We start from the raw sequence: 22,893 nt of genomic DNA on the forward strand, positions 1-22,893 counted from the left end.
CGGCAATTGGCTGATGAGGTTTGGGTGCTGGATCTTGGCGGCGACAACAAAGGCGCGAACCCAGAGGACAATATCTTCGCCATTGAGACGCCAGTGGCGATTGTGACGCTCGTGCGCGATGGCGCCAGCGACAAAGGCACTCCGGCCCGCGTCAATTACCGCAGAGTTCGAGGGAGCGAACAAGAGAAGTTGGCAGTTTTGCGCGATATTGGCGCGGCGGACGATCCGTTTACGGGCGAATGGATTATTGCTCCCGATGGCTGGCTTGATCCCATGATCCCGCCCACCGGCGATGCGGCATGGGAAGATATGCCACTGATCACCGATCTGTTTCCCTGGCAGCAGCCGGGATGCAAGTTTGGCCGCAGCTGGCCGATCGCGCCTTCGCGTGAGTTGCTGGACGAGCGGTGGAGGACGTTTGCCAATGCGCAGGTCGAGGATCGTCCAGAGCTTTTCAAGACTACGTCGAGTGGCCGCAACATTGAGACCAAGGTCGGCGATTTAGCTCGGCTAGTTGATGTCGATGGTGAAGTGCCGCCTCAAGCGATCCGCCAATACGGCTATCGAAGTTTTGACCGGCAATGGGCGTTTGATGATCCGCGTATGGCCAAAACTGATAGTCCATCGCTTTGGCAATCAGTCTCTCCTAGCCAGATATTCCTCACATGCACTCTGACCGCAAAGATTGGGGCGGGGCCCGCATTGACGGCAACGGAAGCGGTGCCCGATCTCCATTTCTACTCAGGGCGCGGCGGCAAGGACATCATCCCGCTCTACCGCGACGCCGACGCTTCCGAACCCAACATCACAGCCGGTCTCGCGACAACGCTCGCAACTCTTCTGGGCATTGATCCCCCGTCCGTCGAGGATCTGGCCTGTTATACCTACGCCATGCTTTCGCCGCTTGCCTATCAGCAACGCTTTTCAGCGGCGCTTGAAACGCCGGGCTTGCGCGTGCCCATCACCGCTGATCCGGACCTTTGGAGAGAAGCGGTAGAAGCAGGGCGGCACCTCTTGTGGCTGCACACCTACGCCGAACGGTTTGTCGATCCTGCAGCTGAACGTGCCGCACATGTGCCCGATGTAGACGGTGTTGGCTGGACCCGAGCGGTTTCCGCCATTCCCGCTGACACCTCAGAAATCGACTATGACGAGGAAAGCGGAACGATCACAGTGGGTGATGGCAGGGTTGGCGGTGTCCGGCCCGAAGTTTGGGGATTCTCGGTCAGTGGGATGCAGGTCATTCCCAAATGGCTCGGCTATCGCACGCGCAAGGGCACAGGGCGCGCGACCAGCTCTTCAAGCGCTCTTGATCACATACGCCCGCAAGAATGGCATGATGCATGGAATGACGAGTTGTTGGACCTGATCCGCATCTTGACCATCACCGTGGACCGGCAGGATGCGCTGGCTGAATTGCTGGACAGGGTTTGCGATGGAGAATTGATCTCCGTTGAAGACTTGCCCCAGCCCACAACAGCGCAGCGCAAGCCCCCTCCGACGCGATGAGTGGTTGGGGAATGCACAGTTTTTCCCCAGCATGCATGGCGCACGAAGCTTGAACGCTATCCCGTCTCAGGTATCTTTTGACTGATGAGCAATCAGCCCGATCTTTTCCCCTCTGAGCCAGTTCAGGAAGCCGTCGATCCCGATGACGTCCGTGAACAGATGATCGAGTTGTTAGCGACAGCTAAGGCGGCGGTTGAGACTGCTCCTTGGAATGCGCGTCGCCAGCGTTTCTGGCGCAAGGTCTATCCGCAAATGTCGAATTGGCTGACTGATCCTGATGAGGCCCGTCAGCTCTGTTTTGAATTCTCGGCAGAACTTGACCGGATTGAGGATATGCTCGCCGCTTAACCCAAGCTGCGCCCTACTTCGACCGACGCGCCTTCTTGCGCTCGTGCGGGCAGAGGAGGGTCTTGCGCAGGCGGATCGACTGCGGCGTTACCTCGACCATTTCATCATCGTCGATATAGGCGATGGACTGCTCCAGGCTCATCCGGCGCGGCGGGGTTAGGCGGATGCTGTCATCCTTCCCCGACGAGCGGATGTTGGTGAGCTGTTTGGCCTTCATCGGGTTGACTTCAAGGTCATCGTTTTTCGCATTCTCGCCGATGATCATGCCCTCATACAGCTTCATCGATGCGCCCACGAACAATTCGCCGCGTTCTTCCAGCATGTTGAGAGCGTAGGCGTTGGACTCGCCGTCGCCATTGGAGATGAGGACGCCGTTATTGCGCCCTTCAATCGGGCCTTTGTAGGGGCCGTACTTCTCGAACAGGCGGTTCATGATGCCAGTGCCGCGCGTGTCGGAGAGGAATTCTCCGTGATAGCCGATCAGCCCGCGTGACGGGGCGGAGAAGGTGATGCGGGTCTTGCCTTGGCCCGACGGCTTCATCTCAGTGAGGTCAGCCTTACGGCGCTGCATCTTTTCAACGACGGTGCCTGAGTGATCGTCATCCACGTCGATGACGACGGTTTCGTATGGCTCCAGCTTCTCGCCATTCTCTTCGCGCAGCAGCACTTTGGGGCGGGAGATGCCGAGTTCGAAGCCTTCGCGGCGCATCGTTTCGATCAGGACGCCGAGTTGCAGTTCGCCGCGGCCAGCGACTTCGAAACTGTCCTTGTCGTCGCTTTCTGTGATGCGGATGGCGACGTTGGTCTCGGCCTCGCGCAGCAGGCGGTCGCGGATCATGCGGCTGGTGACTTTGTCGCCTTCGCGGCCCGCAAGAGGCGAGTCATTGACGCTGAAACGCATGGCGAGGGTGGGGGGATCAATCGGCTGAGCTTCGATCGGAGTGGTGACTTTCGGGTCGCAGATCGTGTTGGCGACGGTGGCTTTCTCAAGCCCGGCCAGCGCGATGATGTCGCCCGCTTGCGCGCTTTCAACCGGCACGCGTTCCAGCCCATCAAAGCTCATCAACTTGGTCGCGCGGCCCGCTTCGACCACGTTGCCGTCCATGTCGATGGCGTGGATCGGATCGTTGATTTTGAGCTTCCCGGACTGCACGCGCCCGGTCAGCACGCGGCCCATGAAATTGTCCCGGTCGAGCAGGGTCGCAAGGAAGCTGAACGGCGCATCAACCTCAAGGCCGGGAGGCGGCACATGGTCAACGATCAGCTTGAACAGCGGGTCCAGTGTGCCTTCGCGGGCGGTCTCGTCATCGGAGGCATAGCCGTCGCGCCCGCTCGCCCAGAGCGAGGGGAAGTCGAGCTGTTCGTCAATCGCATCGAGGCTGGCGAAGAGGTCGAACACTTCGTCGAGCACTTCCTGCGGGCGGCCATCGGGGCGGTCGATCTTGTTGACGACGACGATGGGGCGCAGGCCGAGGGCGAGCGCCTTGCCGGTCACGAACTTGGTCTGCGGCATAGCGCCTTCCGCGCTGTCGACCAGCAAGATGACGCCGTCGACCATGGAGAGAATCCGCTCAACCTCGGCGCCAAAGTCGGCGTGGCCGGGCGTGTCGACGATGTTGATGCGCGTGACTTCTCCGTCAGGGCCTTCCCACTCGACACTGGTGCATTTGGCGAGGATGGTGATCCCGCGCTCTTTCTCCAGATCGCCCGAATCCATCGCGCGTTCTTCGACGCGTTGATTGTCGCGGAAGGTGCCCGATTGGCGGAACAATTGGTCCACCAGAGTGGTCTTGCCGTGGTCAACGTGGGCAATAATCGCGACATTGCGCAGGGAAGAAGGGGCCTTGGACATGAAATTTTGTTTCCGAGAAGTGAGCCGCCGTGGCGTGCCTGGCTCCAAACCAAACCGGACGGTCAGGGTAGGGGCCGAAAGTGAAGCTGCGCGATTGTGCAGCGCGAGAGGTGTGGGTGCCGGTCAAGCGCGCTGCGAGCGGGCAGACGTTACGGCATCCAAACCGCGACGTTGCGTGCTGCATTGCACCATTCTGGCGAAGTTGAGCGCGCGCCTAGCGCAGGTGGGGCGCAGCGGCAAGCCCAAGCGCCTATGAAAGGCACCACTTTACAACGCATGCTGACCGCATGGTCACTGTGTTCTGCTTGCAACAAGCATGGCGCCAGCGGCTGAAAACTGCGGGTTTGCAGCTTGTCGATGATGCAACACTCCCGTATTACGGTTTTCGATCAAAGCTGAAGGCGACAAGACTTTGTGCATCTGGGGATGCGCGCAAAAAGCAGCCGGACGCATTTGACGATATTGAGGAGAGGATTTCCATGCGTTCACCTGTTTCCGGCTCTGCCGGTTCGTTCCGTTTTGCCCTGCTCGCAGGCGCAGCCGGTTTCGCTCTTACTGCCCCCGGCGTCGCACTCGCCCAAGACGCAGACAGTGATGATCTCGCCGCTGAGCTTGGCGATGAAGGCAGTTCCAACGTCATCATCGTGACCGCGTCAAAGCGTGAGCAGACCCTGCAAGAGACCCCGATTTCGGTCAGCGTGACCACGGGTGAAACGCTTGAAAATGCGCAGATCCGCGACGTGCTCGACCTGCAAACGGTCACGCCTTCGCTGCGGGTCAGCCAGCTGCAAACTTCGTCAGCATCGACCTTCATCATTCGCGGTTTTGGTAATGGTGACAACAACTTTGGCGTTGAGCCTTCGGTCGGCGTCTTCATCGACGGCGTGTTCCGTTCCCGCTCGGCAGCGGCTCTGGGCGATCTTCCCAATGTGCAGCGGATTGAGGTTCTGAACGGCCCGCAATCTACGCTGTTTGGTAAAAACGCATCGGCCGGTGTTATCTCGGTCGTGACCCGTCCGCCGCAATTTGAATTCGGCGGCAATGTCGAAGCGGTCTACGGCAACTTCAACACCTTCGTGCTGAAGGCTGACATTACCGGGCCGATTTCGGACAACATCGCCTTCTCGCTCGACGGCAATTATCAGCGCCGCGACGGCTATGCCGACATCGTCAACCTCGATGAAGAGCAGAATGATCGTAACCGTTACTCGGTTCGCGGCCAGCTTCTGATTGAGCCGTCCTCGGATTTCTCGATCCGTGCGATTGCCGACTATTCGCGCATTGACGAGGTCTGCTGCCAGGTCGGAGCTCTCGTCAACGGCCAGACCGCTGCGGGTGTCGCGGCTGTGGGTGGCCAGATCGCTGACCCTGCCAACTTCTTTGAGTACGAGGCATTCCTGAACGTCGTGCCGACCAACGAAGTCGACAATTACGGCGGCTCGATCCAGATGGATTGGGACATTGGCGCGATCTCGCTCACGTCGATCACGGCCTATCGCGAGCTGCGCAACTTCTTCCTGTCGGACATCGACTACACCAGCGCAGATGTCGCAACGGAAACCCGCGATCAGGCGGTCGATACCTTCACGCAGGAATTCCGGATCGCGTCAGACTTTGACGGACCGTTCAACTTCCTGCTTGGCGGTTTCTACTTCGACGAGTCGATCACTCAGGAAAGTGGTGTCCAGAACGGGGCCGACATCCGCAACTTCTTCGAAATCCTTGCAGGCGAAGACCCCGTTGCGGTGCTGACCGATCAGCCGACGCTCTTTAACGGTTTGGAGGCAAGCTTTGGCTTCCCGCAGGAGACCATCTTCAACACGCCGCTTCTGACCCAAGAAAGCTTCGCGATGGACAACACGTCGTGGTCGATCTTCGGGACGGTTGATTTTGAGCCGATTGACGGCCTCGTCTTCACCGCCGGGTTCAACTACACGGACGACAAGAAGGACTTTGCGCTCAGTCAGACCTCGTTTGATCCACTGGCGCAGGTGAACTTCGTCGATGCTGGCATCATTGCAGGGTCAGGCGGAACGGTCACAACGCGTGAGCAATTCTTGGCCCTACCCCAAGCGCAACAGGATGCTCTTGCAGCAGGTGCACTTGATCCGTTGACCAACCCGCTCATCGCTTTGGCAGGGTTCCAGTTCCAACCGCCGTTCCTGGCAATTCCGAACGCGGTTGAGCCCGGTCAGACCCGTGATGATGAGCTGACCTATCTGTTCCGTGCGGCCTATCAGGTCTCAAACGAGATTAACATTTACGCCAGCTACGCCACCGGTTTCAAAGCCAGCTCAGTCAACTTGTCGCGTGACAGTCGTCCGTCTGGTGATGACTTTGTCGACGGTCCAATGACTGTGGAGCGTCCGGGCGTGCCTTCGCGACTTTCGGGTTCGACATTCCTCGCGCCTGACTCAGCCATCATCAATGGTGGGCTCGCTGTGCCGAACCTTGTAACGGGTTCGCGTTTTGCCGGCCCGGAAGAGGCTGAGGTCTACGAGATTGGCTTCAAGGGCCAGTGGGATGGATTTGGCATCAACGTCGCTCTGTTCGACCAGACGATCGACGGGTTCCAAAGCTTCGCTTTCACCGGCACCGGCTTTGCACTGCGCAACGCTGGTCGTCAGTCGGTCCGTGGTTTTGAGATGGATGCGACAATTCAGCCAACCGACGGGCTGATCCTGACCTTCGCGATGACGCACCTTGATCCGCTGTTCGACAGCTTCCCAGGTTCGGTCGTGGGTGACCTGACGGGCGTGCGTCCTGCTGGTATCCCCAGCTTTGCAATCGCTACCAGCGCGACTTACACGCATGAGTTCAACAGCGGCTCGCGCCTGATCACGCGCATCGACTACAATCACGAGAGCAACACCGACATCAACAATGGTCTGCCGACATTCAATGGCCCCATTGATGCACGTCGTGATGATCGGATATTCCGCCGTGAAGTGAACCTGGTGAACGCCTCGATGACTTTGGCGCTCAACAACGGTCTGGAACTGGGCGTGTTCGGTCGTAACCTGTTCGACGATCAGTACATCCTGACCGTGTTCGACAGTGTTGCGCAGGCCGGTTCGGTCTCTGGCTATCCCAGCCAGCCGCGCACATACGGTGGCCTCGTCCGCTTCCGTTTCTAAGCGCAAACGACAATTGTGGGGCTTTGCACCCACTCGAAGAGGCTCCGCCAGCAATGGCGGGGCCTTTTTCGTGCGTTTTGTCGCTTTTTGCAGGCTTAACCCCTGACTATTGGCACTTAGACGTTGTCCAACCGGTCAGAATGTGGTGGCTTATGCGCTCCTTCACATCGGACTTGAGAAAAAAGGGGATTGTCCAATGGAACAGTATGGAGGTTTTTGGATCCGGTTTGTGGCGTACATCATTGATGCCATCATTCTCGCGATCGTTGGTGCAGTGGTTGGAGCCATCCTTGGCGTCATTATCGGTGTTGGTGGAGGCGGCGAGTCTGCGGCTAGCAATGCAGGCGGTTTCGTTGGCCTTATCCTTGGTATCGCTTACTTCACCGTTCTGGAGAGCGGCGAATGGCAAGCGACTGTCGGCAAGAAGGCAATGGGCCTGATCGTGACTGACCTTGAAGGCAACCGTCTGACTTGGCCGCGTGCGCTGGGCCGCTATGCGGGCAAGATCCTGTCGGGCCTGATCCTTGGTATCGGCTATATCATGATCGCCTTCACCGACCGCAAGCAAGGCCTGCACGACATGCTCGCCAGCACGCTTGTGCTCAAAGGTGAGCCGGGCATGGGCTACAACGACACCTCGACCTTCGAGTAAAAGGGCGGGTTTCACACACTTAGCGTGATTGACGGGCCGGCATATCGATGAGTGTGCCGGCCCGGTTCATATCGGCTCGCTTAATGGCCGAACCTCAAGAGGGAAAATACAATGGAATGGATGTTGATGCCGCTGAAGCGGTATGCCGACTTCAACGGGCGATCACAGCGGATGGAATATTGGATGTTCGCGCTGTTTCAGCTGCTGTTTCTTATCGCCGCAGCCGTGATCCTTGGCGTCACAGGCGGGTTGGATGAAGGCAATGAGAGTGCGATCGGATCGCTGCTCTTGATCGTAATCGTCATAGCCTATCTCGGCCTGTTCCTAATTCCGGGCATTGCGGTGACAGTACGCCGGTTCCACGATCAGGATAAGTCGGGCTGGTTGTACCTGTTGAACTTCATCCCATACGTCGGTGGGTTGATTGTACTTGTTTTCATGTGCCTGGACGGCACTCCGGGTGAAAACGAATATGGCCCCGACCCCAAGGGCGGCGACTTCAACGAAGACGTATTCAGCTAAGTTGGTGGTGAATGGGGGAGTGCTTGGAGCGCTCCCCCAATCATAGCTCCCGAAGCGCTTGCGCCGGTTTCGCGCGCAGCAGCGGCAGTGATCCGCCGAGCGCGAAGGCGAGCACCATCGCAAGGCCGAGGCCGAGCACTCCGAGCACAACGCCCCAATCGGGCAGCCAGTCAAATTCGAACAGCTGAGTGATAATCACCCAGCCAAGCGCCGATCCCAGAGCCAATGCAACCAGCGCAAGCGCGCTTGCGATCAAGCCGTATTCTGCCAGTTGCAGGCCGAGGATTTGTTTGCGGCTCGCGCCCAGAACTCTCAGCACAACCGTGTCATAGGTGCGCGCCGCTCTCGCCGCTGCGATGGCTCCCATCAACACGGCGAGGCCAGCGAGCACTGCGACAGCCGCCGCGGCAAGGGTCGCAAGGCCCACTTGTTCGAGCAGAGTGCGCGCCTGGACCAGAACCTCTCCCACCTCGATGACCGAGCTGGAGGGATATTCGCGCACCAACGCCCGGAGCAGCTCTCCGCGCGCTTGGGTGTCGGCAGAGGCGCTTTCGGGCAGGTCAATCGTTGCCGACAATTTGTGCGGCGCGTCAGAGATAGCCGCGCGGGAGAAGACCATGGTGAAGTTGAAGCCCATCGTCTCCCAGTCAATCTCACGCGTATTGGCGACGCGGACAGTGCGCTCTGTCCCAAGGATGCCGATGGTCAGCATGTCGCCAACTTGAAGGTCCACCGCGTCCGCAAATTGCTTGTCGATGGAGACGAGCGCTTCGGTGCTGTCCTCAGCCCACCACTCGCCATCGACGACGCGGCTTCCGGGAGGGGCCGTGTCGGCATAGGTGATGCCACGTTCGCCCCGCAGCGCCCATGCGCCCTCGGGGATTTCCTCCAGCTCGGAGACGAGCTGCATGTCCCCTTCCGGCCCATAGGCCAGCACCGCGCCGCGCATGGTGGGGACGGTGCGCACGTCTGCTTCGGGGAAGGCATCGGTGACGAGCGTGGTGAAGCGTTCCTCGCCCTCAACCGGCACGTCGAGCGCGAAATAGTCCGGTGCCTCTTGCGGGACGCGGCTCTGGATATTGCCGTCAATCGAACTCTGGATCGCAGCGAGCAGGACGAAGGCGGCGAGGCCAAAGCCCAAGGCCGTGACCAGTGCGCTGGTGGGCGCTCCGGGACGGTGGATGTTGGCAAGGGCTGATCGCAGCAGCGGATTGCTCGGGCGTGGCAATTTGCGCGCGACGAATTGCAGCAGAAGTCCGAGGCCAGCGAGCAGAATGAGCGCGCCGCCCGCTCCGATCAGGAAGCCTCCGGACAGAAGCGGCTGCGCGGTGGTGAGGAGGGCGAGGGCGCAGATGGCGGCAAGGCCAATGCCGGTCGCAATCAGCGCGCGCTTGTCCCGGCTGAGCGGCACAATCCGGCTGCGCATCAACGCCATCGCCGGGAAGGACCGCGCGCGCAGCAAGGGCGCAGCGGCAAAGGCAAAGGCGACGAGAATGCCGTAAGCCCCTGCCAGCAGCAGTGGCGCAGGCTCGATCACAAAGCCGCTCTCAACCGGCAGCAACCCTTCGAGCGCGGCTCCAAGGATCGGCGTGACCAAGACGCCGGTCGCAAGGCCGAGGAAGCTGCCGAGGAAAGCTGCCACAGCGATCTGGAGCGCATAGACGCGCACGATGTCGCGTGAGGATGCTCCGAGCACTTTGAGCGTCGCAATGCTCGCCCGCCGCTGGTCGAGATAGGAGGACACGCCGCCTGCAATCCCGATCCCTGCGATGACCAGAGCAGCGAGGCCCACAAGGGTCAAAAAGTCGCTCATCTGCCGCACGAAGCGGTCCGCGCCGGGGCTGGCGCGGTCGCGGTTGCGGAAGTCGAAACCGGCATTGGGATAGGCCTGCGTTAGGGCTTCCTCGACCTCGGAAGGGTCGAGCGATTGGTTGTCGAAGGCGATGCGGTATTTGCTCTCATAGAGCGATCCGGGCTGCGTCAGGCCAGCAGCAGCGGGGATGTCACGGGCGACCAGAACGGTCGGGCCAAGCTGGAACCCTTCGGAGAGGCGATCCGGCTCGTTTTCAATCACGCCCGCTGCGCGCAATGTCATGGTGCCCACGCGGAACTCGTCTCCGACGGCAATGTCGAGCCGGTCTAGCGCGCCCTGTGCAAGGTAGGCGTCATTGGCGGTCGGAGCGGTGGTTTCGACGCCGTCGCCTACAGTGAAACTGCCATAGAGCGGCCACTTGTCGTCGACCGCCTTCAGCTCCACCGGAGCGGCAGCGTCGTCAGTCGTCGCCATCGCCTGCAAGCGGAAGCCGCCGGAAATCTCGCCATATTCGCTCAGACTGGCGATTTCCTCCTCAGACAGGTCGCGTTGCCAGACCTCAACCTCCAGATCGCCGCCGAGCAGCGCTTGGCCAGACGATTGCAGCTCGCGCTCGATCGAAGCGGTCAGCGTGCCGATAGCGGCGAGCGCTGCCGTGCCAAGGAAGATGCAGACCAACAGCAGGCGCAAGCCCTTGAAACGCGCATTGAGGTCGCGCTTGGCAATCTGCCACGCCGCGCCCCATGTCAGAGAGTTGATCCCAGCAGCGCTCACTCCGCAGCCTCACTGGCAGGCACATGGGTCGCTTCGGGCGCGCCGGTGCGGCGGTCAGAGACGATCACGCCATCCGCCATTGTCAGCACGCGGTCACAGCGCTCGGCGAGGGAAGGGTCGTGGGTGATTATGAGCAAGGTGGCGCCAGTCTCCGCGCGGCGGGCGAAGAGCAACTCGACGATTTCCTCGCCGGTGGAGACATCGAGATTGCCGGTCGGCTCATCCGCAAAGATTAATTGCGGTCGAGGCGCAATGGCGCGGGCGATGGCGACGCGCTGTTGCTCTCCGCCCGATAGTTGCGTGGGGTAATGGCCGATGCGGTGGCCTAGGCCCACAGCTTTCAGTTCGGCTTCAGCGCGTGGGCTCGCATCCGAACTGCCCGCCAGCTCCATCGGCGTTGCGACATTCTCAGCCGCTGTCATGGTCGGGAGCAGGTGGAAGGCCTGCAAGACAATCCCGATCCGCCCGCGACGTGCTGCGGCCAAGCCATCCTCATCCAGCGTCGAGAAATTCTGCTCTGCCACAGTCAGCGACCCGCCGCTTGCGCGCTCCAGCCCCGACAGCACTGCCATCAGTGAGCTTTTGCCAGACCCCGACGGCCCGAGCAGCGCGACCACTTCGCCATGGGCAATGTCGAGGTCGATGCCCTTCAGGATCTCCACCGGCGCGGCGTCGGAGCCAAGCGTCAGGGTGAGATTGCGAGCCGAGATCGCCATCGACTGGGATGGGTCGTTTGCAGATAGGGGAGAGGTCAAGAGATTGATCGCTTTACAATTGGGGGTATGGGTTCAGATGGGCTAGGAACGGTTTTCAAACAAGACCGACACTTAAAGGTTCGCAGATCACTATGACCAGCTTGCAGATGAATTCGGGTCTCAAACGCCCAAAACCCAAACGCACGGCAGCCGCGTTTGGTTTCGCAGCCGCGCTCGCTTTATCGGCGTGCAGCGACGAGGGAGCCGAGCCCTCTGAAACCAACACCCCGCGCACAGAGGCGGGCGAATTTGCGGAAGGCGAGCTGGCGATCCCCGTCATGGGCGAGGAAGTGCGCATCATCGCTTTCGGAGACAGCCTGTTCGCCGGATACAGGTTAGAGGAACCCGAAGGTTATCCCGAACGCCTCGAAGCGGCTCTGCGCGGGCGCGGGATTAACGCACGCGTGGTCGATGCAGGCGTCTCGGGCGATACAAGTGCAGCGGGCCGCGACCGGCTCGCCTTTACGCTGGATGCGCAAGCCGAGAAGCCGGACCTTTTCATTCTGGAGCTGGGCGGCAACGATCTGCTTCGTGGCCTCTCTCCCGATGAGACACGCGCCAATTTCGACGCCATGCTGACCGAGCTGAAAGCCCGCGAAATCCCCGTCCTCCTGATGGGCATGCGCGCGCCGCCCAATTACGGGCCGGAGTTCCAACAGCAATTTGACGAGATGTATGGCGAGCTGGCGCGCGAATATAACACCGCGCTGATCCCGTTCTGGTTGCAGGACATCTACGAGGATCAAAGCCTGTTCCAAGCCGACCGCATCCACCCGACCGCCGAAGGGATTGAAGCACTGGTGGCTTCAACCATCGACGAAGTGGCAGCGGCGTTGCCTGAGGAGTAGCACTTTTCTTCGTCATTGCGAGCCGCGAAGCGGCGCGGCAATCCAGGGCTGTCTCGCGTGACGCTCTGGATTGCTTCGCTACGCTCGCAATGACGAAGTGTTAGACCCGCTCCAGCGTCCCGCCGCTCACCCGCCACACTGCTGCTTCCTCTTCGATCGCGTCAAACGGCGCGAGTTCGGTTCCGGTCATCCAGACTTGCGCTTTGCCTGCACGCAGACGCTCGAACAGGGCTTTGCGGCGCACGGGGTCTAGGTGGGCTGCGACCTCGTCCAGCAGCAGCACGCTTGGTCGGCCTGAGGCGGCGAGTACGCTGTGGGCCAGCGTGATCGCGATCAACATCGCCTTTTGCTCTCCGGTAGAGCAGGATGCGGCGGGCTGGCCTGAGCCCATCATCACCACGTCCAACTCATCGCGGTTTGGCCCGACCAGCGCACGTCCTGCGGCGCGGTCGCGGGGGCGGGCGCGGGCGAATTCGGCAAGCAGCTCGGCAGGGTCGGTGGGCCCTCCGGCGCGGTAGGTCAGGATTGGGCGGGCGAAGGGCTCCGCAGGCAAGGCGGAGAGTTCGTCCGACAGCTGAGCTATCAGCCGCGCGCGGGTCTGCGCAACTAGGCTGCCGTGCTGCGCGGCCTGCGCTTCAATCGCATCGAGCCAGCGCGCATCGCCGTGATCTTCGAGCAGACGGTTCCGCTCACGCAGAGCGTTTTCCAGCTGGCTCACCGCCTTGGCATGGTCCGGCTCAATCGCGAGCGCCATCCGGTCGACAAAGCGCCGCCGCGCGCCCGCGCTGTCGGTAAACAGCCCGTCCATCGCCGGGGTGAGCCAGGAGACCGCATGCCACTCGCTTAGCGCAGAGGCGCTTGCCTCGCTGCCATTGATCCGTACCAGACGCCGGGTAGGGCGCTGGGCTTCTGTGTAAGTGCCAATCCGAGCGGAGATCTGCCCCTGCTCGATCAGGCTTGCGCCGATGGCAAAAGCGCCGACCTCGTCCGATCCCGGTGCCTTGCGCGCCAGGTCTCCCAAAGGCGCGCGCCGCAGACCGCGTCCGGGCGAGAGCAGCGAGATCGCTTCGAGCACATTGGTCTTTCCCGCGCCATTCTCGCCCACCAGCAGGTTGAAATGCGCGGTGTCGCCAAGCTCGCTCGCCGCATGGTTGCGGAAGTTTTGAAGGGTGATCTTTGCGAGCGCCATGACTGTGTCAGCGCCTAGCACGGGGCGGGATAAAGGCCAGCCGCGGCTAGGGCAAAATCCCCAATCCCAAAGCTTGGGAAAAATTCCCAACCTTTCGGAATGCTGAACGATGGGTTAAGGTTGGTGGGCCATGAAAACCGCAGAATTCTCCCGTTTTTCGAGTTTGGCACGCCTCCTGCAAGGTCTTGGGTGTAACCGGGACGGTCCCGGAGAACACACAAAGACACTCACTAAGGAGAATTCAAATGACTGCCACCAACACTGCAAACCGCTTCTTCGCCGCCGCTCTCTCGGTTGTCTTCTCAGCCGCAATGCTTGCCTACGCGATTGTCCCTGCAACCCCTGCGTTTGCTTGATCCAACTCACTCATAGGAGACCCCACCATGTTTAACTCTGACACTGCCAACCGCGTTTTCGCCGCCGCTTTCTCGGTCGTGATTTCTGCTGGTTTTCTCGCCTACGCCATCGTTCCGGCGACCCCTGTTATGGCTTGAGGGTGACGGTCTAGCCCCAACCCTCAAGACTCCCCCTCAAGACAGCCACTCAAACCATTCAGACCCACCATTCAAACACACAAAGGAGACTTCAATTCATGTATTCGTTCTACGCCCTGTCCGGTAGCCTGGCCGCCCGCTGCGCCGCTGCTGCGGTGGGATCGTTGATCGTCACGTTCATCCTGCTGGCCCCCGGTATCGTCGACGGTATCTCAGGTAGCGCCGCAGGAACTGCCTCCCCCGCAGAAGCCATTCTTTCGGTAACCCCGAACCTCGCTACCCTTGACCTATTCACCCTAGCAACTGGAGCAATCGCATGAGCAATCTGACCAACAATAACGGCCGACCGCCACAGACCAACTTCCGCCTCGACAAAACCGATGGCAAGCTGATGGGCGTGTGCGGTGGGATCGCAAATTATATGGGCATCGACCCGATCATTGTGCGGATCGCCTTTGTCCTTGGCGCTTTCTTCAGCGTCGGAACCGCTGGCCTGATCTACCTCGCTATCGGCCTGATCGCGAAGTAGCCGTACCATCACCGCAAACCGGGAGGGGCTCGTTGTAGGGGCTCCTTCTTTGTTTGTGGGAGAGATGGCCCTAAGCTCCTCGCTCAGAACAAAGAATCAGGGAGGGGAGACCCAGATGAAGAAATTGACCGCAGCAGCGTTGGCCTGCGCCGCGATGATGTCTGTGCCCGCAGCGATGGCCCAAGACGCCACGCCGCAAATCACACCGCAAATCACCTTGGGCAATGGAGAGCGCAACGCGATCCAGACCGAAGGCATGACGCGTACCAAAGGCGTTACCTCCTTCCAAACCCTGCGCGTCGATGGAGAGGCCGTCTCCGCCTATCGCGGCGATTCCGTGGCGCTTGTCTTCCCGGAGGTTACGATCGAGCAAGCCGGCTTCCTCGTCGCCCACCCTGTGATGGATGGCCGCCCCAATGGCGATGTCGTCTCCGGCTTCACCTATCTGGAGGCAGGCACCAACGAGGGCGTCACCCTGCGCCTCAACACACCCGCCGATCCGGGTCGGATGTTCCTCGTTATGCTGCACACCGACGTGGACGACGACCGCGTGCTCGACTTCGTCTTCGTAGAGGACGGCATCAACGTGGAGGACAAAGCCGTCTTCGAAGGCACGACCATGGTCGCGCATATCGTGACGGTGCCGGAGTAGGCGCACTCCACGGTGGCGCTAGCACGGCGCGCAGCGTCGCAAGGGCGACCGCCCGCCCGCAGCGGGCCTGTAGCGAAGCGAAAGGCGTCTAGCGAGGACGCTCACCCGGATGGGTGAGCGAAAAGCTACATAGCGCTGATACCACCATCCAGCTTGATCTCCGCGCCGGTCATGAAGCGGCTTTCATCGCTTGCCAGATAGACCACTGCGTTGGCGATGTCGTTGGGTTCTCCGACGAAACGCAGGGGGATTTGGCGGGCGAGCTTCTCCATCAGCACATCCTTGTCGAGGCTATGCGCCTTAGCCGTCCCATCGAGAATAGGCGTGTCGACGAAGGTCGGGTGGATCGAGTTGCAGCGGATCTGCATGTTGTTCTTGGCGCAGTGCAGCGCAATCGACTTCGACAACATCCATACCGCCGCTTTTGACGCATTATAGGCGGGCATCGTGTCGCTCGCGATAAGGCCGGCGATGCTCGAAATGTTGATGATGGAGCCGGGTGCGTGCTCGCGCATCAGCGGCAGGGCCTTTTGGCAGCCGTGAAAAATGGAATCGACATTGATCGAGAAGCAGCGCTGCCAGTCGTCAAAATCGCATTCCTCGATATTGCCCGGCACGCCGATCCCGGCATTGTTGACGAGCACGTTCAGCCCGCCGATCTCTTGCCTGGCTGCATCGACAGCGACTTCCCATTGGTCGGGATCGGTCACGTCATGCGCGATGCCATGCGCATGGCCCACACCGCATTCCGAATTGATGCGCGCGGCGGTGTTTTCGGCGCCTTGGCCGTTGATATCGGTGCACAGCACGCGTGCCCCTTCGCGGGCGAGCAGGGTCGCATGGGCGGCTCCCAAGCCTTGAGCAGCGCCTGTTACAATTGCGAGTTTGCCTTCGCAGCGTTTCGTCATGTCCAAATCTCTCCCAAAAATCCCTTAGCCCAAGAAGCCCTAAGTCAGAAAACCAGGCGTCATTAGCATGGCCACGCGCACATCGACGCCGTGGCCGGCCTTGCGCCACTCGGCGACAAAGTCAGCGAGCCCGTCCAATGGCACGCGGTAAACTTCGATATTTTCCTCGGAAATGCCGCCGCCTTCGCTGACCTTGGTGAGGCCGCGGGCGCGCAGCAGAGTGAAGCTTTCGGAGACCATTCCGGGGGAAGAGTAAAACTCGCCCAGATTGTCCCATGCTTCCGCGGAGTATCCGGTTTCCTCGACCAGCTCGCGCTTGGCGGCGTCCATAGCGAGCTCGCCTTCCGCGCCCTCATCATCGCCGACAAGGCCTGCGGGGATTTCGAGGGTGAAGCGGCCCAGCGGCACGCGGTATTGTCCGACCAGGATGACGTGGCGGGTGCCGTCCGCATCCTCGTCTATCGCCATGATCGCGGCGGCGCGGATGCCGCGTGCGCGTCCGACATATTCCCACCGTCCGCGCGTTTTGGCGGTGATGAACTTGCCCTCCCACCGGGTTTCCTCCGGCAGGTTGGCGTCTTTATCTTTGATGAGGTTGGTGAAGTCGTTGGGCATAGGTTGGCAGCCCTTCGACAGGCTCTTGGCGGGCGGGTCAAGGGGGGATGTGGCTTAGACCTCGATCAAGCGATCAGGCAGCTCATTCGTGTCGTCTTCACCGCGCGGGAAATGCTCGGCGAGGATGAAGCCGACATCGCGCACGCCCACGGCCATGCCCTCTGCGATGCGGCCTTCGCGGATTTCTTCGAGCATGTCGCCCATCGCCTCGCCCCAGACTTCGGGCTTGACCTTTTCCGCGATGGAATCGTCCGCGACGATCTCTGCGCGGTGTTCTTGCATCGAGAGGTAGATGAGGACGCCGGTGCGGCCATGCGTGCGTCGTTCTGCGCCGACTTTGAAGTGGCGGATCGCTTGCTCATGACAGCGCGACGTTTTGACGGGCGAGGGGATCATGCGGAAACGCAACGGGTCCCACAGCTGCGCGGCGAGCACGATGAGGAAGGTGACGAGGCCAATCGCAACCAGCGTGCCGAGCAATTGCCCGTCAGTGAAGTCAACGCCCCAGCCGCCGATCAAGGCGTCCAGCATGTCGCGATACATCGCAGGGAAGGTCGCAAAGACTGTCATCACACTGATCGCCAAGCCAATCGCCCACCATAGGGCGACGTCAGTATAGCCGTCGCTGCGGTCGGCAAGGACCGTGACGATCTCGCCAGAGGTTTGCGTCTCCACTTCGCGCACGGCGTCAGAGACGAGTTTGTGCTGCTCTTCGTTTAGATAGGCCATGTCTCACCAACCCCCTGAGGCGCCGCCGCCTCCAAATGATCCGCCGCCGCCGGAGAAGCCGCCGCCGAAGCCGCCGCCTCCGCCGCTCCAGCCGCCTCCGCCAGAGCCGCCTCCGGAGAGAGCGCCGCGCGCAATGGCGCTGCCGATTTCCCACAGGATGATGGTGCCGACATCGCGGCCAAAGCCGTCGTCATCGTCATCCCAGTCGTCGTCATCATCGCGCCTGCGCTTTTTACCCTTGCGTTTGCCCCCCCGAGAGCCCCAGGGTCCTTTGCCCTTGCGGCGATAGCGGCGGCTCTTGCTCGCGCCGCGAATGATCGGAAGCACGAAGAAGAAAAACAGGAAGCCGAGCCAGATCAGTGCTCCAATGGGGAAGCCGCCATCGTCGGAGCGGCGCTCGGTCTGGATCGTGATCGCGTTTTGGGAGACTTCCGCTGCTTGTTCCGGCGTTAGCTGCAACTGGCCAATGATCGCATCGGTGCCCGCGACAATTCCGCCCGGCATATCACCATCGCGAAAGCGCGGCGTGATTTGATTCTGGATGATGAGCGAGGAGACCGCATCGGTCAGATAGCCTTCCAGCCCATAGCCGACCTCAATCCGCACGCGGCGTTCATTGGGGGCAACCAGCAGGATCGCGCCGTCATTGCGCTCCGCATCGCCGATCCCCCATTCGCGGCCCAGCCGGTAGCCATAATCGGCAATGTCGTAGCCATCGAGGGTCGGAACCGTCGCCACGACCAACTGGCGCTGCGTGGTTGCTTCCAGATTTTCGAGTTTCGCGGTCAGCTGCGCTTCGACATCGGCGGGGATGATATCGGCTTCGTCCACCACGCGGCCCGACAGCGCTGGGAAATCCTGCGCGGATAGAGGCGTAGTGAGGGCAGGGGCCAGATTGAGGCCCACGACTGTCAGGAGAAGGAGTAGAAACCGCATCACCAACTCCCACTCGCACCGCCGCCACCGAAAGAGCCGCCGCCGCCGGAGAAGCTGCTGCTGGAGCTGCGGCTGGAGGAGGTGCTGCCCCCGCGCGATCCGCTCCAACTGGAGCCACTACGCCCGCCTTTGGCCCCTTTGCCAATCTGGCTGATGAAAAGGAACATCATGAAGAGGATGAAGAGGTTGGCGAGGATCAGTCTGGCTGCTTCGCCAAAGTCTACCCGGTCTGCAATGCGAGCCTGCTCCTCCACCAGATTGCGCGCGGCGAAGGCTTCGTCTTCGGGCAATCCAAGATGGGTGACAAGCGCGTCCGTGCCCGCCTCAATCCCGCCGACCATGTCCTCTTGTTTGAAGAGAGGCACGATCTCGCTCTGGATGATGTATGCGCTGTAGGCGTCGGTCAGATAGCCTTCGAGCCCATAGCCAACCTCGATCCGCACTTGCCGTTCATTGGGGGCCACCAGCAGCATCGCGCCGTCATTGCGCTGCGCATCGCCCAATTCCCACTCGCGGCCCAAGCGATAGCCATAATCGGCGATGTCATACCCTTCGAGCGAGGTGATCGTCGCGACGACCAATTGGCGCTGCGTGGCGGATTCGAGAGCCTCCAGCTTGGCGCTCAGGTCTTCCTCAACCGGAGCGGGGATGATGTCGGCCTGATCGACCACGCGTCCCGTCAGCTCCGGGAAGGTCTGCGCGGCAATCGGTGCTGCGACCAGCGCAAGCAAGGCGGTTAGGGGGAGGGCGATACGGCGGATCATGCGGCCTCTGCCAATTCGCCCGCTTCTACCTCAGCCACCAGCCTGTCGACCCCGGCAGTGATACCTGCCTCGAAATCGCCGCTGCGGAAGGCGGGGAGGATGGCCTCATAGATGATCGCCGCTGCATCAGGGTCGGTGACGGTTGTCTCCAAGCCCAGTCCCACTTCGATGCGCACCAGCCTCTCACTGGGAGCGACCAGCAAAAGGAGCCCGTCATTCCGCTCAGCACTGCCTAGGCCCCATGCCTTGGCGAGGTCGAGCGCGTAGTCTTCGATTGAGCGTCCATCGAGCGAAGGCGTGGTCGCGACAACCAGTTGGGCCCCGGAGTTCTCTTCCAGCGCTGCCAGCTTGGCACTCAGTTCAGCTTCCACGCTGTCGCTCAGGATACTTGCCGTATCAACGACGCGGCCCGTCAGTTCGAGCGCTGCCTCCGGCGTAGCATTGTCATTGGCCGCGCCCTCAGGCTCGCTCTCAGATTGAGGGGCGCAAGCCATAAGGAACAGCGCCGCAAGAGCAGCAAGGAGAGACGATCCGCGCAAAGCTTAGTTCGACGTCAGGTCAAGCTCGGGCGCGATTTCGGCTCCCTCGGTCGTGGCCGAATAGGGCGCGAGTGGCTCTGCGCCGTGGATGATGTTGGCGCCGATCGTGTCCGGGAAGGTGCGGATCGTCGTGTTATAGGCGCGCACCGCCTCGTTATAGTCGCGGATGGCGACGGCGATGCGGTTCTCGGTGCCCTCAAGCTGGCTTTGCAGCGTCAGGAAGTTCTGGCTCGACGTGATCGTCGGATAGGCTTCAAAGCTGGCGAGCAGGCGGCCAATTCCGGCGCTGATCTGGCTCTGCGCCGCGGCAAAATCCTCCATCGCCTCAGCGTCATCAAGGCTATCTGCGCTGACATTGATGGCAGTCGCACGGGCGCGGGCCTCGGTCACTTCGGTCAGGATCGCACGCTCATTCTCAGCAGCGCCTTGTGCAACCTCAGCCAGGTTCGGGATCAGGTTCGCGCGGCGTTGGAACTGTGCCTCCACATCGGCCCATTTGGCCTTCGCCTCTTCCTCAGCAGCCGGGACCGAGTTGATCCCGCATGCGGCCAGCATCAATGAAGCGGCAGCGACCACAACGGCGCGCCCGAAATTCTTGAAATTCATCTTGGTCCCTCCTGAAAGCGCGAGCCTCGCATAAGGGGAGCGGCCGCGCAAACTGTCTGTACTATGAATATAGCACACCGTTGTTGGCTTTCAAGAAGTCCACAGGCGGCTCCTTGACGCTTGGCAAGCGGCTCTGAAGCTGCAAAATGGGCAGTACAGGGATCAGGTAAAGGGGATCAAGAATGCTTACCGAATTCAAGGAATTCATCGCCAAGGGCAATGTGATGGAACTGGCCGTTGCCGTTATCATCGCCGGTGCCTTCGCCGTCATTGTCGCATCGCTCACCAACGATATGATTATGCCAATCGTCGGCATGATCTTTGGCGATGTCGACTTCAGCAGCAAATACACCGTTCTTTCCGGCGCCGAGCTGGTGGAGCCTGGCATGTCGCTTGAAGCCGCACGTGAAGCGGGCGCGAATGTGCTGGCATGGGGCGCGTTTGTGACCTCGATCATCAACTTCGTGATCTTGGCCTTCATCATCTTCATGCTGGTTCGCTATGCGACCAAGATCCAAAAGCGCTATGAAAAGCCGGTAGAGGAAGAAGAAGCACCATCCGGCCCGACCGAAATCGAGCTGCTGACGGAAATCCGGGATAGCTTGAAGAAATAATCAGGTTAGCCTGAACACAACGCCCGCCTCGCACTTTGGTGCGGGGCGGGTGTTTTTTGTTTTGTGCCCTCAAACGCCGGGCGGCGGGAGTTGTTTGTCTCATGCACCCACATCCGTGGGTGCGTCCTCGCTAGACGTCCTCCGCTTGCGCTACGGACCCGCTGCGGTCGGCCTGTCGGCCTCTGGCTCGCCTGGTCGGCTCGCGACCAGCGCTAGTCGAGCGGTTGGCACCTAGCCGCTAGGCGCGAGGTGGCAACGTAATCGCGGAGCACGGGCCGCGAAGCGGACCGCAAGGGCGACCGCCCGCCCGCAGCGACGCGCCCGAAGGGCGTGAGAGCGAGGAAATCGCGCCCGGCGTCTGAGGGCGCAAGAAAACAAAAACCCTCCGACTGTCGCGCACACTCTCACAACTCACACCAAACCCCCATTCACTTCCATTTCATCAATCAAGCGCTATATGAGGAGCGTCGGGCAACCGACTATGGCGATAAATTGCAGCGTGCAATAGGCACAACGGACCCGGGGGCAGTACCCGGCGGCTCCACCATAAATCTCTGGAAACAGGGACTTTTGACGGGGCCGAACTAGGATCGACGTGGGCTGAAAAGCGTTGTTTTTGCCCGGGCTGAAAACCCCGTAAAACTGTTCACAACTCATAAGTGCAAACGATAACGAAGCACTCGCAATCGCAGCGTAATCTGACGGCCTAACGGCCTGATCTTACAAAGCTAAAGCGCGGTTGGACCCACCGGGCAACAGAAGCGGATTCCGGGGCCCCGGGGAGAGGCTAGCAACAGAATCTCCCCACTTTCATTGTTTTGCGAATAAGAACCGCCCTCGCCAAGAGAACGACGGTCCTCCTCTCCCAAGACAAAAGCGCGGGTAGCTAGCAACAGAAACCCCCACTCATCTCCGATATTGTACAAGAACCGACTGCGCGATGAGCGCGGCGGTCCTGCTGTCCCTAAGCCTAGGCCAAGTGCCGCGCGGAAGTTTCATCTGGTGGAAAGGTTGGTGAGTATAGCCTTGCAAAACCGTCGAATTTTCAGGGGTCGCACACTGTGAATATGCATCTCTCCAGCAAGCTTGCCGCGCTTTCGGTTACTGTTCTTGCCGCCACCGGCCTCTCCGCTCCGGCATCCGCCGAACCCTATCAAGAATATCTCGAGCGCTTGCGTCACATTTGCGAGGTCGACTGCCTCCAGCCGCGCGCGCTTCAGATCGCGGCTCGCCGCAATGCGAGCGACATGGCCGATGATGAGGAATGGGAGATGGCCGTCATCATGGATGTCGCCAATGTCATCCGCGTCGGCGACAAGTTTGAGCTGCATGACCGCGACTACAATGTGAACCCGCTGGAGGAGATCGCGATCCTCGGCTCAGCCGGGATCAACACCTCAAGCAGCAACGGGATTGGCGGTCTCTCACGCGGGTCGAGAGTGGCGCGCAATCCCAACCTGGTCGTGATCGAGTTTGATGAGGACACGTTCTACGAAATCCTCGATGCATCGGTCGATACAGTTGCAGAGAACTCGACCGAAACTACCACCGAGGCAGGCCTGATCGTCGATGGCGATAGGACGGCTGAATTTGAGCGGCCAACGCTAGCCAATCTGCGCGCCTATTTCCGCGGTCGGCGCATCGTGGTGCGCGGACAGCCTCGGCTTGAAGCGGCATGGGTCGGAGGACGGCGCGACTTCCGCCGCAAGCAAGTGACTTTGGTGGTCACGCGGGCAGAGGATATTGCTCTGCTTCCCGAATATGACGAGGACGGCAACGCGATCCCCAATGACGGGTTTGGGCAGTAGGTTAGCTGCGCGGGTCTTGGGGCAGAGCGTCTGAGCGCTCAGCTGCTTGCGCCAATTGCGCTCTCAGCTCGGCGACTTCCTTCTTCGCATCGAGCGAATCTAGGATAGCAGCACCCGCTAGGAACACCGCGCCGGTTGTTGCTAGGAACAGAGCTACGCCCCAGCCGCCGGGATATTGGTCGAGATAGGAACTGCCGCGGGCGGTGGCGCCCAGTGCGAGGGCATAGATGATCACATAGGCTTCGAGCCGGTTCTTGATCACAAAAAGACGCCCAATTTTTCGCAGCATTCCGACTCCAA

Annotated in this window: 25 protein-coding genes and 1 other RNA gene; 14 read left to right on the forward strand and 12 right to left on the reverse strand. The window is 60.7% G+C overall.

What is annotated here, in order from left to right; translation table 11 throughout:
• Window positions 1–6: 6 nt before the first annotated feature.
• Window positions 7–1,509 (forward strand): type ISP restriction/modification enzyme, encoded by a 1,503-nt coding sequence (locus AC0V6X_RS02915; RefSeq protein ID WP_486183098.1) that lies wholly within the window; start codon window positions 7–9, stop codon window positions 1,507–1,509.
• Between the two features lie 84 nt (window positions 1,510–1,593).
• On the forward strand, window positions 1,594–1,857 hold the full coding sequence (locus tag AC0V6X_RS02920; RefSeq protein WP_486183099.1) for a hypothetical protein: 264 nt from the start codon (window positions 1,594–1,596) through the stop codon (window positions 1,855–1,857).
• A 13-nt stretch (window positions 1,858–1,870) separates the two neighbouring features.
• Here AC0V6X_RS02920 and typA read toward each other — a convergent pair whose 3' ends face one another.
• Window positions 1,871–3,709, reverse strand: coding sequence for a translational GTPase TypA (gene typA, locus AC0V6X_RS02925; protein ID WP_486183100.1), 1,839 nt, complete (start codon window positions 3,707–3,709; stop codon window positions 1,871–1,873).
• 479 nt (window positions 3,710–4,188) lie between these two features.
• Here typA and AC0V6X_RS02930 point away from each other — a divergent pair, with 479 nt between their 5' ends.
• The 3 genes from AC0V6X_RS02930 to AC0V6X_RS02940 all read left to right on the forward strand — a co-directional run bounded on the left by AC0V6X_RS02930 (window position 4,189) and on the right by AC0V6X_RS02940 (window position 8,020).
• Window positions 4,189–6,846 carry a TonB-dependent receptor gene (locus AC0V6X_RS02930; protein WP_486183101.1) on the forward strand — a complete coding sequence of 886 codons (2,658 nt, stop codon included), beginning with the start codon at window positions 4,189–4,191 and terminating at the stop codon, window positions 6,844–6,846.
• A gap of 196 nt (window positions 6,847–7,042) precedes the next feature.
• Window positions 7,043–7,498, forward strand: a complete 456-nt coding sequence (locus AC0V6X_RS02935) for an RDD family protein (protein ID WP_486183102.1) — start codon at window positions 7,043–7,045, stop codon at window positions 7,496–7,498.
• A gap of 111 nt (window positions 7,499–7,609) precedes the next feature.
• Window positions 7,610–8,020, forward strand: coding sequence for a DUF805 domain-containing protein (locus AC0V6X_RS02940; RefSeq protein WP_486183103.1), 411 nt, complete (start codon window positions 7,610–7,612; stop codon window positions 8,018–8,020).
• A 40-nt stretch (window positions 8,021–8,060) separates the two neighbouring features.
• Here the strand turns inward: AC0V6X_RS02940 and AC0V6X_RS02945 are convergent, their stop codons facing one another.
• Window positions 8,061–10,607 carry an ABC transporter permease gene (locus AC0V6X_RS02945; protein ID WP_486183104.1) on the reverse strand — a complete coding sequence of 849 codons (2,547 nt, stop codon included), beginning with the start codon at window positions 10,605–10,607 and terminating at the stop codon, window positions 8,061–8,063.
• On the reverse strand, window positions 10,604–11,323 hold the full coding sequence (locus tag AC0V6X_RS02950) for an ABC transporter ATP-binding protein (RefSeq protein WP_486185501.1): 720 nt from the start codon (window positions 11,321–11,323) through the stop codon (window positions 10,604–10,606). The genes AC0V6X_RS02945 and AC0V6X_RS02950 overlap by 4 nt, the downstream gene beginning before the upstream one ends.
• 131 nt (window positions 11,324–11,454) lie before the next feature.
• On the opposite strand from AC0V6X_RS02950, the gene AC0V6X_RS02955 reads away from it, so the two are divergent.
• Window positions 11,455–12,210 carry an arylesterase gene (locus AC0V6X_RS02955; protein WP_486183105.1) on the forward strand — a complete coding sequence of 252 codons (756 nt, stop codon included), beginning with the start codon at window positions 11,455–11,457 and terminating at the stop codon, window positions 12,208–12,210.
• Window positions 12,211–12,310: 100 nt separating this feature from the next.
• Here AC0V6X_RS02955 and recF read toward each other — a convergent pair whose 3' ends face one another.
• On the reverse strand, window positions 12,311–13,399 hold the full coding sequence (gene recF, locus AC0V6X_RS02960) for a DNA replication/repair protein RecF (protein ID WP_486183106.1): 1,089 nt from the start codon (window positions 13,397–13,399) through the stop codon (window positions 12,311–12,313).
• Window positions 13,400–13,644: 245 nt separating this feature from the next.
• Between recF and AC0V6X_RS02965 the strand changes: the two genes are divergently transcribed.
• The 5 genes from AC0V6X_RS02965 to AC0V6X_RS02985 all read left to right on the forward strand — a co-directional run bounded on the left by AC0V6X_RS02965 (window position 13,645) and on the right by AC0V6X_RS02985 (window position 15,074).
• Entirely contained in the window at window positions 13,645–13,755 is a 111-nt protein-coding gene (locus AC0V6X_RS02965; RefSeq protein WP_486183107.1) for an enoyl-CoA hydratase, read from the forward strand.
• 27 nt (window positions 13,756–13,782) lie between these two features.
• Window positions 13,783–13,893, forward strand: a complete 111-nt coding sequence (locus AC0V6X_RS02970) for an enoyl-CoA hydratase (RefSeq protein WP_486183108.1) — start codon at window positions 13,783–13,785, stop codon at window positions 13,891–13,893.
• 98 nt (window positions 13,894–13,991) lie between these two features.
• On the forward strand, window positions 13,992–14,213 hold the full coding sequence (locus AC0V6X_RS02975) for a hypothetical protein (RefSeq protein WP_486183109.1): 222 nt from the start codon (window positions 13,992–13,994) through the stop codon (window positions 14,211–14,213).
• Window positions 14,210–14,422, forward strand: coding sequence for a PspC domain-containing protein (locus tag AC0V6X_RS02980; RefSeq protein WP_486183110.1), 213 nt, complete (start codon window positions 14,210–14,212; stop codon window positions 14,420–14,422). Before AC0V6X_RS02975 ends, AC0V6X_RS02980 begins: the two co-directional genes overlap by 4 nt.
• A gap of 115 nt (window positions 14,423–14,537) precedes the next feature.
• The gene (locus AC0V6X_RS02985; RefSeq protein WP_486183111.1) at window positions 14,538–15,074 is read left to right on the forward strand and encodes a DUF7282 domain-containing protein; all 537 of its coding nucleotides are present in this window, start codon (window positions 14,538–14,540) and stop codon (window positions 15,072–15,074) included.
• Window positions 15,075–15,199: 125 nt separating this feature from the next.
• Here the strand turns inward: AC0V6X_RS02985 and AC0V6X_RS02990 are convergent, their stop codons facing one another.
• The 7 genes from AC0V6X_RS02990 to AC0V6X_RS03020 all read right to left on the reverse strand — a co-directional run bounded on the left by AC0V6X_RS02990 (window position 15,200) and on the right by AC0V6X_RS03020 (window position 20,171).
• Window positions 15,200–15,982: an SDR family oxidoreductase gene (locus AC0V6X_RS02990; RefSeq protein WP_486183112.1), complete on the reverse strand. Its 783-nt coding sequence runs from the start codon at window positions 15,980–15,982 to the stop codon at window positions 15,200–15,202.
• Window positions 15,983–16,021: 39 nt separating this feature from the next.
• On the reverse strand, window positions 16,022–16,573 hold the full coding sequence (locus AC0V6X_RS02995; protein WP_486185502.1) for an NUDIX hydrolase: 552 nt from the start codon (window positions 16,571–16,573) through the stop codon (window positions 16,022–16,024).
• A gap of 78 nt (window positions 16,574–16,651) precedes the next feature.
• A complete protein-coding gene (locus tag AC0V6X_RS03000) occupies window positions 16,652–17,326 on the reverse strand; it encodes a TPM domain-containing protein (protein ID WP_486183113.1) in 675 nt (224 codons plus the stop codon).
• Between the two features lie 3 nt (window positions 17,327–17,329).
• On the reverse strand, window positions 17,330–18,262 hold the full coding sequence (locus tag AC0V6X_RS03005) for a TPM domain-containing protein (protein ID WP_486183114.1): 933 nt from the start codon (window positions 18,260–18,262) through the stop codon (window positions 17,330–17,332).
• Window positions 18,262–19,026, reverse strand: coding sequence for a TPM domain-containing protein (locus AC0V6X_RS03010; protein ID WP_486183115.1), 765 nt, complete (start codon window positions 19,024–19,026; stop codon window positions 18,262–18,264). Before AC0V6X_RS03010 ends, AC0V6X_RS03005 begins: the two co-directional genes overlap by 1 nt.
• Window positions 19,023–19,520 (reverse strand): TPM domain-containing protein, encoded by a 498-nt coding sequence (locus AC0V6X_RS03015; RefSeq protein WP_486183116.1) that lies wholly within the window; start codon window positions 19,518–19,520, stop codon window positions 19,023–19,025. Before AC0V6X_RS03015 ends, AC0V6X_RS03010 begins: the two co-directional genes overlap by 4 nt.
• Window positions 19,521–19,568: 48 nt before the next feature.
• Window positions 19,569–20,171: a LemA family protein gene (locus AC0V6X_RS03020; protein WP_486183117.1), complete on the reverse strand. Its 603-nt coding sequence runs from the start codon at window positions 20,169–20,171 to the stop codon at window positions 19,569–19,571.
• Between the two features lie 182 nt (window positions 20,172–20,353).
• Here AC0V6X_RS03020 and mscL point away from each other — a divergent pair, with 182 nt between their 5' ends.
• The 3 genes from mscL to AC0V6X_RS03035 all read left to right on the forward strand — a co-directional run bounded on the left by mscL (window position 20,354) and on the right by AC0V6X_RS03035 (window position 22,593).
• Entirely contained in the window at window positions 20,354–20,785 is a 432-nt protein-coding gene (gene mscL / locus AC0V6X_RS03025) for a large conductance mechanosensitive channel protein MscL (RefSeq protein ID WP_486183118.1), read from the forward strand.
• Between the two features lie 428 nt (window positions 20,786–21,213).
• Window positions 21,214–21,555, forward strand: a transfer-messenger RNA (tmRNA) gene (ssrA, locus tag AC0V6X_RS03030).
• A 291-nt stretch (window positions 21,556–21,846) separates the two neighbouring features.
• A complete protein-coding gene (locus AC0V6X_RS03035) occupies window positions 21,847–22,593 on the forward strand; it encodes a hypothetical protein (RefSeq protein WP_486183119.1) in 747 nt (248 codons plus the stop codon).
• 1 nt (window position 22,594) lies between these two features.
• Here the strand turns inward: AC0V6X_RS03035 and AC0V6X_RS03040 are convergent, their stop codons facing one another.
• Window positions 22,595–22,882 carry a hypothetical protein gene (locus AC0V6X_RS03040; protein WP_486183120.1) on the reverse strand — a complete coding sequence of 96 codons (288 nt, stop codon included), beginning with the start codon at window positions 22,880–22,882 and terminating at the stop codon, window positions 22,595–22,597.
• Window positions 22,883–22,893 lie beyond the last annotated feature (11 nt).

The organism is Erythrobacter sp. S267, assembly GCF_057365045.1.

What these genes read in the sequence shown, in the direction of transcription:
- AC0V6X_RS02920 (WP_486183099.1), top strand. Translation starts at nt 1,594, where the DNA reads ATGAGCAATCAGCCCGATCTTTTCCCCTCTGAGCCAGTTCAGGAAGCC.
- typA (WP_486183100.1), bottom strand. Translation starts at nt 3,709, where the DNA reads ATGTCCAAGGCCCCTTCTTCCCTGCGCAATGTCGCGATTATTGCCCAC.
- AC0V6X_RS02930 (WP_486183101.1), top strand. Translation starts at nt 4,189, where the DNA reads ATGCGTTCACCTGTTTCCGGCTCTGCCGGTTCGTTCCGTTTTGCCCTG.
- AC0V6X_RS02935 (WP_486183102.1), top strand. Translation starts at nt 7,043, where the DNA reads ATGGAACAGTATGGAGGTTTTTGGATCCGGTTTGTGGCGTACATCATT.
- AC0V6X_RS02940 (WP_486183103.1), top strand. Translation starts at nt 7,610, where the DNA reads ATGGAATGGATGTTGATGCCGCTGAAGCGGTATGCCGACTTCAACGGG.
- AC0V6X_RS02950 (WP_486185501.1), bottom strand. Translation starts at nt 11,323, where the DNA reads ATGGCGATCTCGGCTCGCAATCTCACCCTGACGCTTGGCTCCGACGCC.
- AC0V6X_RS02955 (WP_486183105.1), top strand. Translation starts at nt 11,455, where the DNA reads ATGACCAGCTTGCAGATGAATTCGGGTCTCAAACGCCCAAAACCCAAA.
- recF (WP_486183106.1), bottom strand. Translation starts at nt 13,399, where the DNA reads ATGGCGCTCGCAAAGATCACCCTTCAAAACTTCCGCAACCATGCGGCG.
- AC0V6X_RS02965 (WP_486183107.1), top strand. Translation starts at nt 13,645, where the DNA reads ATGACTGCCACCAACACTGCAAACCGCTTCTTCGCCGCCGCTCTCTCG.
- AC0V6X_RS02970 (WP_486183108.1), top strand. Translation starts at nt 13,783, where the DNA reads ATGTTTAACTCTGACACTGCCAACCGCGTTTTCGCCGCCGCTTTCTCG.
- AC0V6X_RS02975 (WP_486183109.1), top strand. Translation starts at nt 13,992, where the DNA reads ATGTATTCGTTCTACGCCCTGTCCGGTAGCCTGGCCGCCCGCTGCGCC.
- AC0V6X_RS02980 (WP_486183110.1), top strand. Translation starts at nt 14,210, where the DNA reads ATGAGCAATCTGACCAACAATAACGGCCGACCGCCACAGACCAACTTC.
- AC0V6X_RS02985 (WP_486183111.1), top strand. Translation starts at nt 14,538, where the DNA reads ATGAAGAAATTGACCGCAGCAGCGTTGGCCTGCGCCGCGATGATGTCT.
- AC0V6X_RS02990 (WP_486183112.1), bottom strand. Translation starts at nt 15,982, where the DNA reads ATGACGAAACGCTGCGAAGGCAAACTCGCAATTGTAACAGGCGCTGCT.
- AC0V6X_RS03000 (WP_486183113.1), bottom strand. Translation starts at nt 17,326, where the DNA reads ATGGCCTATCTAAACGAAGAGCAGCACAAACTCGTCTCTGACGCCGTG.
- AC0V6X_RS03005 (WP_486183114.1), bottom strand. Translation starts at nt 18,262, where the DNA reads ATGCGGTTTCTACTCCTTCTCCTGACAGTCGTGGGCCTCAATCTGGCC.
- AC0V6X_RS03010 (WP_486183115.1), bottom strand. Translation starts at nt 19,026, where the DNA reads ATGATCCGCCGTATCGCCCTCCCCCTAACCGCCTTGCTTGCGCTGGTC.
- AC0V6X_RS03015 (WP_486183116.1), bottom strand. Translation starts at nt 19,520, where the DNA reads ATGGCTTGCGCCCCTCAATCTGAGAGCGAGCCTGAGGGCGCGGCCAAT.
- AC0V6X_RS03020 (WP_486183117.1), bottom strand. Translation starts at nt 20,171, where the DNA reads ATGAATTTCAAGAATTTCGGGCGCGCCGTTGTGGTCGCTGCCGCTTCA.
- mscL (WP_486183118.1), top strand. Translation starts at nt 20,354, where the DNA reads ATGCTTACCGAATTCAAGGAATTCATCGCCAAGGGCAATGTGATGGAA.
- AC0V6X_RS03040 (WP_486183120.1), bottom strand. Translation starts at nt 22,882, where the DNA reads ATGCTGCGAAAAATTGGGCGTCTTTTTGTGATCAAGAACCGGCTCGAA.